This window comes from Exiguobacterium sp. SH0S1 (assembly GCF_004337165.1).
In the GTDB taxonomy this organism is placed as follows: domain Bacteria; phylum Bacillota; class Bacilli; order Exiguobacteriales; family Exiguobacteriaceae; genus Exiguobacterium; species Exiguobacterium aurantiacum_A.
Genome location: NZ_SJVC01000001.1, coordinates 186,639 through 201,752, shown reverse-complemented (window position 1 = coordinate 201,752; position 15,114 = coordinate 186,639). Strand labels below are relative to the sequence as shown.

The 15,114-nt window shown below is 53.0% G+C and carries 12 protein-coding genes and 1 other annotated feature; of the genes, 2 read left to right on the top strand and 10 right to left on the bottom strand.

Going from position 1 to position 15,114, the window contains the following annotated elements; genetic code table 11:
* Positions 1-33 precede the first annotated feature (33 nt).
* Positions 34-268 (bottom strand) — a binding site (T-box leader).
* Between the two features lie 38 nt (positions 269-306).
* From dtd to secD, 6 genes are all read right to left on the bottom strand, one after another.
* Entirely contained in the window at positions 307-750 is a 444-nt protein-coding gene (gene dtd / locus EVJ20_RS00980; protein WP_070327669.1) for a D-aminoacyl-tRNA deacylase, read from the bottom strand.
* 17 nt (positions 751-767) lie between these two features.
* Positions 768-2,957 (bottom strand): RelA/SpoT family protein, encoded by a 2,190-nt coding sequence (locus EVJ20_RS00975; protein ID WP_131506851.1) that lies wholly within the window; start codon positions 2,955-2,957, stop codon positions 768-770.
* 187 nt (positions 2,958-3,144) lie between these two features.
* Positions 3,145-3,663 (bottom strand): adenine phosphoribosyltransferase, encoded by a 519-nt coding sequence (locus tag EVJ20_RS00970; RefSeq protein ID WP_016508814.1) that lies wholly within the window; start codon positions 3,661-3,663, stop codon positions 3,145-3,147.
* Position 3,664: 1 nt separating this feature from the next.
* Positions 3,665-5,962, bottom strand: coding sequence for a single-stranded-DNA-specific exonuclease RecJ (gene recJ / locus EVJ20_RS00965; RefSeq protein ID WP_131465453.1), 2,298 nt, complete (start codon positions 5,960-5,962; stop codon positions 3,665-3,667).
* A 102-nt stretch (positions 5,963-6,064) separates the two neighbouring features.
* Positions 6,065-6,994 (bottom strand): protein translocase subunit SecF, encoded by a 930-nt coding sequence (secF, locus tag EVJ20_RS00960; RefSeq protein WP_131465455.1) that lies wholly within the window; start codon positions 6,992-6,994, stop codon positions 6,065-6,067.
* Positions 6,984-8,285 carry a protein translocase subunit SecD gene (gene secD, locus EVJ20_RS00955; RefSeq protein ID WP_131506849.1) on the bottom strand — a complete coding sequence of 434 codons (1,302 nt, stop codon included), beginning with the start codon at positions 8,283-8,285 and terminating at the stop codon, positions 6,984-6,986. The genes secF and secD overlap by 11 nt, the downstream gene beginning before the upstream one ends.
* A gap of 218 nt (positions 8,286-8,503) precedes the next feature.
* On the opposite strand from secD, the gene zupT reads away from it, so the two are divergent.
* Positions 8,504-9,364, top strand: a complete 861-nt coding sequence (zupT, locus tag EVJ20_RS00950) for a zinc transporter ZupT (protein WP_131506847.1) — start codon at positions 8,504-8,506, stop codon at positions 9,362-9,364.
* A 51-nt stretch (positions 9,365-9,415) separates the two neighbouring features.
* On the opposite strand, the gene EVJ20_RS00945 is transcribed toward zupT, so the two are convergent.
* Positions 9,416-11,206 carry a methyl-accepting chemotaxis protein gene (locus EVJ20_RS00945; protein WP_131506845.1) on the bottom strand — a complete coding sequence of 597 codons (1,791 nt, stop codon included), beginning with the start codon at positions 11,204-11,206 and terminating at the stop codon, positions 9,416-9,418.
* A gap of 176 nt (positions 11,207-11,382) precedes the next feature.
* Here EVJ20_RS00945 and EVJ20_RS00940 point away from each other — a divergent pair, with 176 nt between their 5' ends.
* On the top strand, positions 11,383-12,537 hold the full coding sequence (locus EVJ20_RS00940; RefSeq protein ID WP_131506843.1) for an FAD-dependent oxidoreductase: 1,155 nt from the start codon (positions 11,383-11,385) through the stop codon (positions 12,535-12,537).
* A gap of 26 nt (positions 12,538-12,563) precedes the next feature.
* Here the strand turns inward: EVJ20_RS00940 and yajC are convergent, their stop codons facing one another.
* The 3 genes from yajC to queA form a co-directional block, all read right to left on the bottom strand.
* Positions 12,564-12,842, bottom strand: coding sequence for a preprotein translocase subunit YajC (yajC, locus tag EVJ20_RS00935; protein WP_070327676.1), 279 nt, complete (start codon positions 12,840-12,842; stop codon positions 12,564-12,566).
* A gap of 82 nt (positions 12,843-12,924) precedes the next feature.
* A complete protein-coding gene (tgt, locus tag EVJ20_RS00930; protein WP_070327677.1) occupies positions 12,925-14,070 on the bottom strand; it encodes a tRNA guanosine(34) transglycosylase Tgt in 1,146 nt (381 codons plus the stop codon).
* Positions 14,067-15,110 carry a tRNA preQ1(34) S-adenosylmethionine ribosyltransferase-isomerase QueA gene (queA, locus tag EVJ20_RS00925; protein ID WP_083274023.1) on the bottom strand — a complete coding sequence of 348 codons (1,044 nt, stop codon included), beginning with the start codon at positions 15,108-15,110 and terminating at the stop codon, positions 14,067-14,069. Before queA ends, tgt begins: the two co-directional genes overlap by 4 nt.
* Between the last annotated feature and the right edge of the window lie 4 nt (positions 15,111-15,114).

The window sequence follows — 15,114 nt, the reverse complement described above, 5'->3', positions numbered from 1 at the left end:
TCCCTCCTTAGAATACAAAAAGGCCCTCGTCCGCAAAGGGACGAGAGCCTGTTAAAGTTTCCCGTGGTACCACCCTCGTTGCAGAGCCAAAATCGATACTCTGCCACTCGAAATCGGTTAACGCCCGATGAAACGGCTTCCCCTACTAAACGTTCAAGGAAGCACCTCCAAAGTGTCGTTCGGGTCATCATCCAGTCGATGCTTTCAGCCAAGGCATCGCTCTCTTTGCTGGTGGGGTGACCGTACTTCTCTTTATCGTAGGTGTTAGGTTATATGGTTCATGATGCCGAATTTTGGCGCCTTCTGTCAAGCGTTTTTTTCAAGCATGAGCGTGACCGGACCGTCATTGACGAGCCCGACGTCCATCATCGCCCCGAACTTTCCGGTCTCGACGACGAGTCCGTGCGTCCGCAGGCGGTCATTGAACTGTTCGTAAAGACGTTCGGCGATGTCGGGTTTCGCAGCCTGCGTGAACGCGGGACGGCGGCCTTTCGACGTATCGCCGTACAGCGTGAACTGCGACACTGACAACACTTTGCCGGCGACGTCTTGAATCGACAAGTTCATCTTCTCTTCCGCGTCTTCGAACACACGGAGCCCCGCCACTTTATCGGCGAGCCAGTTCACTTCCTGCTCGGTATCCTCATGGGTCACCCCGACGAGGAGCAGATAGCCGGCGTCGATTTGTCCGACCGTCTGTTCATCGACTTTGACAGATGCTTCCTTCACTCGTTGCAACAATACACGCACTTAAAATCTTCCTTTCGTTACGTCATCATGACTCGGCTGACCGAGTATACGTCCGAGATCTGTTTGATCCGGTCGACGACTTTTTGCAAATGGTTCACGTTCGGAATCGAGATCGTCATCGAGATGCGGGCTTGTTTGTTTTGGTCCCCACGTCCGCTGACGGCGATGATGTTCGTGTTCGTCGCTGAGACGGCTTGGAGCACGTCGTTCAACAGTCCCGACCGGTCATAACCGGTGATCTCGATATCGACGTTGTAGTTCTTCTCTTTCGCCTGGCCCGCTTCCCACTCGACGGTCAAGAGGCGTTCCGGGTGTTGCTCGTTGATGATGTTTAAGCAGTCTTTCCGGTGGATCGAGACGCCGCGACCGCGGGTGATATATCCGACGATTTCGTCGCCCGGCACCGGGTTACAGCACCGGCTCATCCGGATGAGCATATTGTCGATCCCTTTGACCGAGACGCCGGCCTCGGCCGTCTTCTTCTTCGGTGACTGGCTGACTTTTAGTTCGTTGATCGCGTCAGACAGTTCGAGTTTCGGCTCTTTCCGTTGCTTCTCCGTCAACTTGTGCGCGACTTGGGCCGCGGTGATGCCGTGATAGCCGACGGCGGCGTACATCTCTTCTTCGTTCCCGAAGTTGAACTTCTCGACGACGATGCTGATCGACTGGTCATCGATGACTTCTTTCGGTTCGAAGCCGAGCTTCTTGATCTCGACGTCGACGAGTTCTTTGCCTTTCTCGACGTTCTCTTCGCGTTGCTGGCGTTTGAACCATTGGCGGATCTTATTCTTCGCCTGACTCGAGACGGCGAGTTTGAGCCAGTCCTTGCTCGGTCCATAACTATGTTTCGACGTGATGATCTCAATGATGTCACCCGTCTCAAGTTTATGGTCGAGCGGCACCATGCGTCCGTTCACTTTCGCACCGGTCATCCGATGACCGATCTCGGTATGGATGCGGTACGCATAGTCGATCGGGACCGAGCCTTTCGGCAACTCGAACACGTCACCTTTTGGCGTGAAGACGTACAACATGTCGCTGAAGAAGTCGACTTTGAGCGACTCCATGAACTCTTCGGCGTCGGTCGTATCTTTTTGCAACTCTAAAATTTCACGAAGATGGGCAATCTTTTCATCGAACCCGTTCGTCGCGACATTTTTGCCTTCTTTATAAGCCCAGTGCGCGGCAATCCCGAACTCGGCGATGAAGTGCATGTCCTTCGTCCGGATCTGCACCTCGAGCGGCTCACCCTTCGGTCCGATCACCGTCGTGTGAAGCGATTGATACATGTTCGGTTTCGGCATGGCGATATAGTCCTTGAAACGACCCGGCATCGGCTTGTACTGCGTATGAATGATCCCGAGGACAGCGTAGCAATCACGGATCGAATCAACGATGATCCGGACCGCCATCAAGTCGTAAATTTCATTGAACTCTTTATTATGCTTCACGATCTTATTGTAAATCGAGTATATATGTTTCGGTCGACCGTTGACATCGGCTTCGATACTCACTTCATCGAGCACGGCGTTCACTTCGGTGATGACCGACGAGACGAGCGCTTCACGCTCTGTCCGTTTCTGTTTCATCATTGAGACAATCTTATAGTATTGCTGCGGGTTGATATAGCGTAACGAAATATCTTCAAGCTCCCACTTGATCGTCGAGATCCCCATCCGGTGCGCGAGCGGCGCAAAGATTTCAAGCGTCTCCTCGGCTTTTTGGACTTGCTTCTCTTTCGGCATATGCTGCAACGTCCGCATGTTGTGCAAGCGGTCGGCGAGTTTGATCAAGATGACGCGCACGTCTTCAGCCATCGCGATGATCATCTTACGGTGATTCTCCGCGAGTTCTTCTTTCTTCGACTTATACTTGATCTTCCCAAGCTTCGTCACACCATCGACAAGCATGGCGACTTCAACCCCAAATTCGTCAGTTAGATCTTTGAGCGTGACATCCGTGTCCTCGACAACGTCGTGCAACAAGGCACCGACAATCGTCGTCGCATCTAAGCCGATGTCGACGAGAATACCGGCCACTTGCACCGGGTGCAGGATGTAGGGTTCACCTGAACGTCTGAACTGACCGGTATGATGAAGTTTTGCGTATTCGTAAGCGCGTTTCACTTCGGCAACATCATGCTCATCCATATACTTCCCGAGCGCGTCGAGAAGATCCTCAATACTTACGATTTGTTTTTTGGTCATAACATTCGACACCCTTTTTCTTACCGCTCCCAACGTCTCGGATTCGTCGCAGCATGGTAGTAGTTTGCGTACAAGTTGTTCTATTTTTTATTACCATTATCAAAAAAATCTGACGAACTGTCAAAGGTTGTAGGTTGTTTTCCTCAAAAACTATTCAAAAAACGGGAAGCATGAGCTTCCCGTTTCCTCAGTCTTCGTAGCGGATGAGTGAGAACACGTCGTATCCTTCGAGACGTTCGCGTCCACCGAGGCCGTCGAGTTCGATCAAGAACCCGATTCCAGCAACGACACCACCGAGTTGTTCGATCATTTTGATCGTCGCTTCGATTGTGCCACCCGTCGCCAGTAAATCGTCGAGGATGACGACTTGCTGACCTGGCTTGATTGAATCTTTGTGCATCGTCAAAATGTCCGTGCCGTATTCAAGACCGTACGATACGCGAACCGTCTCGCGCGGCAACTTGCCTTCTTTACGTACCGGGACGAAGCCGAGTTCGAGGGCGTAAGCCGCCGGGCATCCGACGACGAATCCGCGTGCTTCTGGTCCGGCGATGAGTTCAGCGCCACGTTCCTGCGCGTAGACGATCAATTCGTCGACCGCTTTCTTATAGGCAGGTCCGTCTTGCATGAGCGACGTGATGTCTTTAAAGCTGATCCCTTCTTTCGGGTAATCCGCTACTTCTTTAATATGCTGTTTGAAATCCATTTTATGTGTAAGCCTCCTGCATCTTGTTCGATCGCAATGATTGTAACCGCTCTTTCAGCTCTGCCAACGACGCATAGACGAAACGTTCTTCGAGTTGTTCTCGTCCGACGCGACGTTTGTAACAAGGCGCTTCGGTCAAATCACGTTTCGGTGCTTCTGGATTCACTCCAGGCAGTCCGTCTTCCATTGTAACAAGAAATTCGAGTTCAGAGAATACTTGATGCATAAATTGAATCGTATTTTTTGTCCATTTTCGTTCAATTGACAAACGAATCAAGTTTTCACGCAGGTGTTTCCGTTCGCACGTGGCCATATGGACGTAATACGTTCGGAAATCTTCCCGGCTCGGCAATTTCTCGAAAAACGAATTTCCCGCTTGGCCGAACGCGCAATAGACGCGCTCGACGTCTTCGTTGAGCAGGTCGGACAGCGCCGTCTCGTCGTCCGGTAAATCGAGCAAGACGACGAACCGTTTGACCGGCGTTTTAAAATCGTGGAGTGAAAACTCGTTCGACTCGCCTCTGAACGACACGTACGATGTCGCGTCACTCGGAAGCTGTCTCAATTCATCAATCGAGTTTTTCTTGCCTCGATAATCGAACACTTGGAACCCATCGACACGGATGTCTTGAATCATGAGTTGCGGCTTGCGCATCCCGTTCCATTCGTTCACTTGGAGACTCCCCATGACCGAAACGAGTGCCATCTTCGAGATTTCCGAGACGACGTGACCGAACCCGAAGCCGATGCCGTCGAGTTCGCGCTTGTCTCCAGCAAGTTGGACTTTAAGGTGCGTGTTGTCGCGCCCGATTTGACGAATATCGCGCAGTTTCGCGTCCGCGACGACGACCCGCGGTGACGGGTTGCCCATCCCAAACGGGGCGAGCTTGCCAATCTCCGCAATCAAGTCGAGCGATACGTCGCTGACGTCGAGCTTCAAATCGACGTTCACGCGGGCGACGAACGTCTCGTCCGGAATCGATTCCGCTTGCTCGTTCAAGCGTCGTCTCAGCTCCGCCACATTCTCTGACATGAGCGTCATCCCGGCCGCTGCCGGGTGTCCCCCGAAGTGCGGGAGAATATCTTCGTTTTTAGAAAGCTCTTTAAATAAGTCAAAACCATCGATTGAGCGGCCCGAACCCTTTGCTTTCCCCGTCTTCGGATCGTGGCAGAGCAGGATGACCGGTCGATAGTACGCCTCGACGAGACGTGAGGCGACGATTCCGACGACACCCGGATTCCAACGTTCGCTCGCGACGACGAGGACACGGTCGTCTGTCATCGATGCTTCGACGAGTTCAGTCGCTTCTTTTGCGATCGTCTTGACGATGTCTTGACGCTCTTTGTTTTGTTTATCGAGTTGATTCGCTAAGACGAGTGCTTCTTCGACACTTTCGGCGAGCAGCATCTGGAGGGCTGGCATCGCCGAGTCAAGTCGTCCGGCCGCATTGATGCGGGGACCGAACGCGAACCCGACCGACTCTTCGTTGAGCATGCTGTCCGTCAAGGCACACACTTCGCGCAGCGCTAAAATCCCGGGCCGCTTCGATTCATCGAGCGCCTTGAGACCCAGCTTCGCGAGCAGACGGTTTTCTCCGTCGAGCGGGACGAGATCGGCGATCGTCCCGAGGACAGCCAAGTCGAGCAGCTCGTCAGGCATCCGCCCGAGCACGGCGTGTGCCACTTTAAGGGCGACTCCGGCTCCGGCGAGCTTGTCGTATGGATACGACGGATCGATGTGTGGATGAATGATCGCAAACGCGTCAGGTAGCGTCGCTTTCGGCTCGTGGTGGTCGGTGATGATCAAGTCGACGTTCAGTTCTTTCAACAGCGCCGCTTCTTCGATCCCCGAGATCCCGCAGTCGACCGTGATGACGAGCGTGAACCCTTCACTTGCCGCCCAACTGAACGCTTCTTTGTTCGGCCCGTAGCCTTCCGTGAACCGGTTCGGGATATAGCACTCGGCCATGACCCCGATCTCAGTCAACGCATGCCACATGACGGCCGAGGCACTGACCCCATCGACGTCGTAATCCCCGTAGATGAGCACCATCTCGCCTTCGTCAGCCGCTCGCTTCAAGCGCTCGACGACTTTCGGCATCTGCTCGAACAAGTTCGGGTCGTGAAACTCGAGTTCGTCCTCGATCTGGAGGAACGCCTTCGCTGCGTCAGGCTCTCGATGGCCCCGTTGCGTGAGCAACGTCGCGAGTTGTTCCGATATATTTAGTTCTGTCTGTAGTTGTTCGATCGCGGCCGCATCCGTCTCCGGATACACCCACCGTTTCTTTGCATGATACATATCCTTCACTCCAATCAACTGTTGATTATATCAGAACGGGGACGTGTTTTGCCGTCTTGACATATGAAAAAGGTCCTCCGAACGAATCGGAAGACCTTGTCATCACGCCTCAGGGGCGGGTGTGGCTTGTTTCTTTTTATTGATTGTTAATTTTTTGAGCATGAGCCAGAGGTATGACGCGATGAAGATCGATGAATACATCCCCATGACAAGTCCGATGAGAAGCGCGACCGCGAAGCCGCGAATCGACTCGGCTCCGAAGATGTACAAAGCGAGCGCCGTCACGAGTACGGTGATGACCGTGTTGACCGAACGGACGATCGTCTCTTGAATCGACGTGTTGACGATGTCGCGGTAGACGTCCATCGACTTGATCTTCCGCTCTTTTTCATACGCTTGAATATTCTCGCGCACCCGGTCGAACGTGACGATCGTATCGTTGACCGAGTACCCGATGATCGTCAAGATCGCGGCGACGAAGTACAAGTTGACTTCGATCCCAAAAATCGAGAACGCGACGATCATGAAGAACGCATCGTGCAACATAGCGACGACGGTCGCGACCGCATACGAGAATTGGAACCGGAACGTGATGTAGAGAATGATCCCGAGCGACGCAAGGGCGACCGCATAGACGGCATTACGGGCGATGTCGCGACCGACTTCGGCTGATACGGTACTAATATTCGGATCACTTCCAAACGTTTCCGTGAATACAGTCTTAACTGAAGCGACTTCATCCTGGCCGAGCTGACCGACGAACGTCACGTTCGCGAGCGACCCGCCATCGGCGTATTGAATCGAAGAAATCGACTCGTTGACGCCTGCTTCTGTAAAGGCGGCTTCAAGTTCTTGTTGTGACACTTGTGTCTCCGTCTGCACTTCGACACGCGTCCCAGACGCGAAGTCGATTCCAAGGTTTAACCCTCGGAAGAATAGAATACCGAGACCGATGATAACGACGGCACACGAGATGATGAACAGCGTGCGCATATGTTTCACATAGTTTAATTCAGTGAGCTTAAAGTTCACGGATTTCACTCTCCTTCACACCAAACCAACCTTTACGTTTGTCGAACAAGCGACTAGCGACGAGGAGGTGCATCAAATAACGTGAGATGAAGACGTTCGAGATGAACGTCATCGCAATTGAGATCATGAGCATGATGGCGAACCCTCGAACCGAGCTTGTCCCGAAGTAGAACAACACAGCGGCTGAGATGAGCGTCGTCAAGTTGGCATCGATGATCGTACTGAGCGAACGGCGGTTACCGGCGCGGAACGCCGACAGTACCGACTTGCCTGAACGAAGCTCGTCTTTAATCCGCTCGGCCGTGATGATGTTCGCGTCAACTGCCATCCCGACCCCGAGGACGAGAGCGGCAATCCCTGGCAGCGTCAAGACGGCGTTGATACCGTTGAAGAACAACATGATCAAATTGATATACAAGACGAGCGTGATGATCGAGACGAGTCCAGGTAAACGATAGAAGAACAACATGAACAAGAAGACAGCTGCAATCCCGATGAGCGAAGCGAAGACGGTCTTATCGAGCGCGTCTTGTCCGAACTGGGCTGATACTGACGTCGAGTAAATCTCCTCAAGCTTGACTGGAAGCGCGCCGGCGTTCAAAATGTCGGCTAAGCGTTGTCCGCTTTCAGCATCGATATCGCCGCCCGAAATGATCGCTTTGTCAGATAGAATTGGTCCGTTGACCGAAGCATCTGAGACGATTTTCGAGTTTTCCTTTTGAATCTCTTCTTCATATGAATCGCCTTCTTCAAAGTCTAACCAGATGACGAGACGGTTTTCTGGGGCCGGACGCTCTGCGATTTGCGACGTCACTTCGCCGAACTGTTCCGCTGACTGAAGCGTCAACTCGACGACTGGGTTCCCTTGTTGGTCATAACTGATAGCAGCGCCTCGCGGTGCGAGGTCTTTCCCATCAAGGAGGACGTTATCATCGATGTCACGGAACGTGAGCTGGGCCGTCGATGACAGCACTTCCCGCGCATCGTTCTGGTTCGATACGCCCGCGAGTTGGACGCGGATGCGATTCTCGTCTTCAATCCGGATATCCGGTTCAGAGACACCCAAGACGTTGACACGGTTGTTGATAGCGCGAACGGTTGCATTCATCGCCGATTGGTCGATGACATCACCATCTTCGAGTGGCTGGACTTCGTACAGCACTTCAAACCCGCCTTTTAAGTCGAGTCCAAGGCTCGTGTTCTTGACGACCCATGGCGTCGTGAACACGGCGAGCAAGATCGTTGCGATCATGATGACCGCAAAAATCGCGATATTCCCTTTTTTGTACATACGGCTATTTCCTTTCTAGATACGTGTTCTATATAAAACTTCTCCCGTTAACATTACAAATATTCTAAACATTTATCAATCGTTTTCCTAAAATTGTAACATCAACCTCGAGATTTTCTGGATTTTTTGCCCGAACGACTAAAAGTTGCATTAGGGCAAAACTTGCGTTATGCTATGATTATCGAAAATATATTACGTTTGCAAAGGAGTCCTCTACAATGGATAGTACAATTATTTTCGCCTTTTTGTTGACACTATTCGCTGGGCTCGCGACCGGGATCGGAAGCATGATTGCCTTCTTCGCGAAGCGGACGAACACAGCCTTTCTGTCAATCTCGCTCGGCTTCTCGGCTGGGGTCATGATTTACGTCTCGTTCATTGAAATCTTCCCGAAAGCGCTTGTCGAACTCGTCGGTGCCCACGGGGAAAAGGCCGGCACAATTTATACCGTGCTCGCATTTTTTGGAGGGATGCTCTTGATCGCGTTAATCGATAAGTTGATCCCTTCCCCTGAAAACCCGCATGAAGTCAAGTTCGTCGAGACGATGCAAAACGACCCATCGTCTCAAGAACTGGCCACGACCGCAACTAAGGATGAGCCCGCTCCGCTAAATCAGGAGACGAAGCAACGGCTTCACAAAATGGGTCTGTTCATGGCGCTCGCCATCACGATTCATAACTTCCCTGAAGGACTGGCCACATTCATCTCCGCGCTCGATGATCCGGCCGTCGGTATCGCCATCGCGATTGCCATCGCCTTGCACAATATTCCGGAAGGGATTGCCGTGTCGGTGCCGATTTACTACGCGACCGGCTCACGGAAGAAAGCGTTAAAACTCTCGTTCCTGTCAGGTCTAGCGGAACCGGTCGGTGCCATCGTCGGCTTCTTGATTTTGATGCCATTCCTAAACGATACGATCTTCGGTTTGTTGTTCGCATCAGTCGGCGGAATCATGGTATTCATCTCGCTCGACGAACTGTTACCGGCCGCCCGTGAATACGGCCGGGCCCATCACTCGATTTACGGCATGGTCGCCGGAATGATGGTCATGGCAGCGAGCCTCGTCCTTTTAATGTGACTGTATTTAAAAACGTCCTCTCGACACAAGTCGGGGGGACGTTTTTGTCGTTCATGTTGTTTTGAACAAGTGGACGAGATCTTTCAACTCGACCGACATATGGCTCATCGTCTCGGCGATGCCATTGATTTCTTGAATCGCGGCGAGCTGTTCTTCCACGTTCGCCCCCGCTTCTTCGACACTGCGTTGCGTCGAGACCGCGTTCGTCGACATGTCCTCGACCGAGACCGCGACTTCGGTCGTATTCGCACTGACTTCCTCTGTCGCTGCGGCAATTTCACCCATCTGACGCGACGTCTCTTGAATGACCGACACGATTTCACGGAACGCCCCGGCGACTTCACCCATTTGGGCGACGCCGTTCGTCACATGCCCGCTCGTCACGTCAAACGCCGCCTCAACTTGTTTCGTGTCCCGTTGGATATCGACGACGACCGCTTGAATCTTCTTAGCCGATTGTTTCGACTCTTCGGCGAGTTTTCGGACTTCGGCGGCGACGACCGCGAACCCTTTTCCATGCTCGCCAGCCCGCGCTGCCTCGATGGCGGCGTTCAAAGCGAGCAAGTTCGTCTGTTCGGTGATGGCCGTGATCGACCGGGTGATCTTTTCAATCTCAAGCGATTGGTTCGAAAGACGTTCGACCATCTGTTGGGTCAGGTCGTTGGCCCGTTGAATCTCTTGCATCTGACTCTCGGCCAACTGAATCGTCTCAAGTCCGCCGCTCGCAGCCTCAAGTGTATGAATCGTCTGTTCATTCACACCTTGTGAGGCGGCAGCGATTTGATTCAAACCGGTGACGGCCTGATTGACGCCAGACGTCCCTTCCTCGGCGCGTTTGGCCGACACTTGGGCCGCGATATTCATGTCTTCGAACAGTCCAGCCACGCCTTGAGTCGTCGTCGCGACGTGATCCGTGCTCGCGTAGAGCTCTTCCGAATACGCCGTCACTTTATCCGAGGCCGCGCCGACCTGGCGGATCAACCCGACGAGGTTGTGTTTCATCTCGTTAAAGGCCGTCACGAGATCACCGAGCTCATCATTCGATTCGACGGCGATGTCCTCCCCGGTCAAGTCCCCTTCCGCGACGACTCGTGCTTCACGGACGAGACGGTTGATCGGTGTTAAGAACAATTTTTGGAGCGCATAGAGCGACAACAGCCCGATGGCGACACCGATGATACTGATGATGATCATCCAGACGATCGAGGTGCCGGCGTTTGCTTGTACCGCCGCCGTCTCATCGTCTAGCATCTCTGCTTGATGGGCGACGAGATCGGTGACCGTCATCCGGACCCGATCGGTCGTCGGGGTCACGCTCGTGTTGAGTACCGTCTTGTACCCGATCTCATCTTGTTGTTGGCGCAGCTCGATGGCACGTGCCATCTCGGTGTCGAGATGTTGATTAAACTTCTCTAGATCCCCGAGCCAGCTGAGCACTTTGTCGTCAGATGAAGACTTTTTAAGTGCATCCATCAATTCGTCGCGCTTTTGTTGCGACGCTTCTAAACTGATCAGCGTCTTCGGGTTCGAGACGAGTAAATAATAATTCAAGTAGCGCTCGGCATCCGTGACGGTCAACGCCAAATCTTCGGCGATCAACATGTCACGGAGACCTTCGTTCAACACCCGATCGTACTCAGCAGTGGCATTTTTTAATTGATAAGAACCGAGCGCACCGACGAGGAGCAAGGCAATGATTGTCGGCACGAGCGCGATCGCCATCTTCCGTCGCATCGATGAACGACCTTTCGTTCGTTTGATCGACGAACGTCCTTTCAGTCGTTTGACGCGAGCCCAACCTTGCCATTTTTTAATCGGTTGTAATAATCGTTTAACGTCCATGTCCGTTTCCTCATTTCCAATTTCTTCTCAACTTGACATTAATGCAAACGTTTTCACTAATCAATTTGATTTTTGGAAATGAGGTCGATGATTCGACGGATTGATGAAGTTTGACAAAAAGCAGACACTTACCCTATGATACAAATCGTAACTATTACTATTTAAGAGGTGGAAGCATGACTGATCTGTCAACACGGGTATTAATCATCGGCGCCGGCGTTCACGGTATGACCCTCGCTGTATCTTATTTAGAACAAGGCGGTGCGTTAGAAGAGCTTCTGCTAATTGACGCTCACGATCAACTACTCAAGAACTGGAAGTCCCAAACCGCTCATATTGAAATGTCACATTTGCGCTCGACGCGCGTCCATCATATATCGTCTAATCCATACGCGTTGAAACAGTTCGCGGCGGCGAACGACTATGGCTCTTATCATTTCAAGGATACGTTCGGCCGGCCGTCTTTAGCGTTGTTCAACGATCACTGTGATCAAGTGATTGCGGACTTTAATCTTCATTCTCGTTTTTTAGGCAATCAACCCGTCTCCTCGATTAAACGGTCCGGCAACGTCTACGAAGTGACGACATCGACTCGACGGATTACCGCCGAGACGGTCATCGTTTCGACCGGTCAATCGAGCTCGATGCATCTACCGGGCTTTGCGGACATCCCGACATGCCGACACGTCTTTTCAGCTAACAATCAGCCGGAACAATCGAACGTTACCGTCGTCGGCGGCGGGATCACGGCGTTACATTATACGGTATCGCGTCATAGTAAAGGCCATGACGTCACGCTCGTCACGAAGCGCCCGCTCGAGGTGAGCCAGTTCGACGCCGACCGCAGTTTCATGGGTCCAAAAGGGTTACGCGCTTTCCATCAGTTGGAAGACAACTGGATCGAGAAACGTGACTTCGTCAAGCAAGAACGAAAGCCTGGGACGTCCCCGAACGACCTCGTCTTGAAAGTGAAGCGGCTCGTGCAACTTGGTGAAATTCGACACATCATTGGAGAAGCGGTCCGTGACGGTGACCAGTTATTTGTCGACGGGATTGCGTTGCCGTCTGACGAGATCGTCTGCTGCACGGGGATCCGCCCGCTCCATCCGAAAGAGACGTTTTTACGGCCGCTCATGGAGCAGCTCGACTTACCGCTCACCCCATGCGGCACACCGGTACTCGACGCCTCACTTGCTTGGACGGACAACTTCTACATGACTGGCGCTTACGCCGACTTGATCGTCGGCCCGTTCGCTCGTGCCATCTACGGCGGTCAAGAAGGAGCTCGTCGTATCATTCCTCGCCTATTACCCGCACGAAAAAACGCCTGACCATATACTGGTCAGGCGTCATTTGCTTACTCAGCGAATGAAGAGTTTCCTTTTTTCGTCACTTCAGCAATCGCACTGCGATTGAACTTGAGAAGTGCTTGGTCGCATTTCAATGTGACTTCTGTGTCTTCGATCTGATGGACGACACCGTGAAGGCCGCCAATCGTCACGACATGATCGCCACGCTCAAGCGCATTTTGCATCGTTTGTACTTGCTTTTGTCGCTTCGTCTGTGGACGGATCAACAAGAAGTAGAACACGACGAAAATAAGGATCATCGGTAATAGTGCTACGAGAGTTTCCATTTGTAGAATTCACCCTTTCCTTCAATATCAGGTTCATTATACCGTGAAACCGATTCGTTGTCACATAATCGCTGTCAGAGAATTAGAAATTCTTGGCGTTCGGTTTGTTATATCCATATTCTTCGAAGTACTCTTCTTTGAAATCGAGCAGACGGTCTTCGCGGATCGCTTGACGGACTTGTTCCATCAAATTCACGAGGAAATGAAGGTTATGCGTCGAGCAAAGGTGGAGACCGAACATCTCATCGGCACGGATCAAATGGTGCACGTATGCCCGTGAATAGTTCTTACACGTATAGCAATCGCACTTCTCATCGATTGGGCCAAAGTCCGTCTTATGTTTGGCGTGTTTGATCGTCACGCGACCTTTAGACGTCATGAGCGTGCCGTTACGGGCGATCCGTGTCGGCAAGACGCAGTCGAACATGTCGATCCCGCGAATCGAACCTTCGATCAACGCATCCGGTGATCCGACGCCCATCAAGTAGCGCGGCTTATCTTCCGGCATGAACGGTGTCGTGAACTCGAGCGCCCGATACATGACGTCCTTCGGTTCGCCGACCGACAAACCGCCGACCGCATAACCCGGGAAATCGAGTGAGACGAGGTCTTCGGCGCTTTGACGGCGAAGGTCTTCGTACTCGCCACCTTGGATGATGCCGAACAGCGCTTGGTCCTCCGGACGTTCGTGCGCCGCGAGGCAACGTTCGGCCCAACGGCTTGTCCGCTCGACTGACTTCTTCATGTATTCATGCGTCGCCGGGAACGGCGGGCACTCATCGAACGCCATCATGATGTCCGCACCAAGCGCGTTTTGGATTTCCATCGCCTTTTCTGGTGACAAGAACAACTTGTCCCCGTTCAAATGGTTACGGAAATGGACGCCTTCTTCTTGAATGTTACGCAGGTCAGCGAGTGAGAACACTTGGAAGCCGCCTGAGTCCGTCAAGATCGCGCCGTCCCAGTTCATGAACTTGTGAAGTCCGCCCGCTTGCTTGACGACCTCGTGTCCGGGACGAATCCATAGGTGGTACGTGTTCGATAAGATGATGTTCGCACCCATCGCTTTCACTTGTTCAGGTGCCATCGTCTTGACGCTCGCCTGCGTGCCGACCGGCATGAAGACAGGCGTCTCGAACGAGCCGTGCGGCGTATGGACGATCCCGTGCCGCGCTCCTGATTGTTTACACGTGTGGATGTGTTCGTATGTGACTGCATGTTTGGTCATTTGTTTTCTTCCTTCCTCGTAATGAGCATCGCGTCTCCAAAGCTGAAGAAGCGGTATTCGTTTTCCACCGCGGTTCGGTAGGCGTGTAAGATGATGTCGCGTGACGCGAACGCCGAGACGAGCATGACGAGCGTTGACTTCGGCAGATGGAAGTTCGTGATCAGTCCATCGATCGCCTTCAACTCGACGCCAGGGTAAATAAAGATGTCCGTCCAGCCCGATGACTCGACGAAATCCCCGTGATCGCGCATGATTGTCTCGAGCGTCCGTGTCGACGTCGTTCCGACCGCGAAGACGCGGCCGCCGCTCGCGCGGACGTCACGGAGCGCCCGTGCCGATTGCTCGGACAGTTCAAAGTACTCGCTATGCATCGTATGCTCTTCGATCGTATCGGCCGTGACCGGGCGGAACGTCCCGAGCCCGACGTGAAGCGTGAGTGGAATCAAGTTGACCCCTTTCGCCTGGGCAGCCTCGAGCAATTCTTCTGTGAAATGAAGACCTGCCGTCGGTGCGGCCGCACTGCCGCGTTCGCGGGCGTAGACGGTCTGGTAGCGGTCTTGGTCGTCAAGCTGTTCGCGGATGTAAGGCGGGAGCGGCATCGTGCCGAGCTCGTCTAAAATCTCATAGAAGATCCCGTCATACTCGAACTTGAAGCGGCGTCCGCCTTCCGGGAGCTCTTCGACGCATTCGGCCCGGAGCAATCCGTTCCCGAATTCGACGATGGCGCCGACGCGGACTTTCTTCGCCGGTTTGACGAGCGCTTCCCAGACGTCATCTTCGGTCTGCTTCAAGAGCAGCAGCTCGACTTTGCCGCCCGTCTCTTGCTTCGCCCCGAACAGACGGGCCGGCAAGACACGTGAATCGTTGACGACGAGCGCGTCGCCTGCTTGTAAATAGTCGAGCACGTCACGGAAGTGGCGGTGCTCGATGTCACCTGTGTCCCGGTCGAGGACGAGCAAACGTGAGCTCGTCCGATCAAGGAGCGGGACTTGGGCGATCAGTTCTTCTGGCAAGTCAAAATCATAGTCGTTTACGTTCAATTGA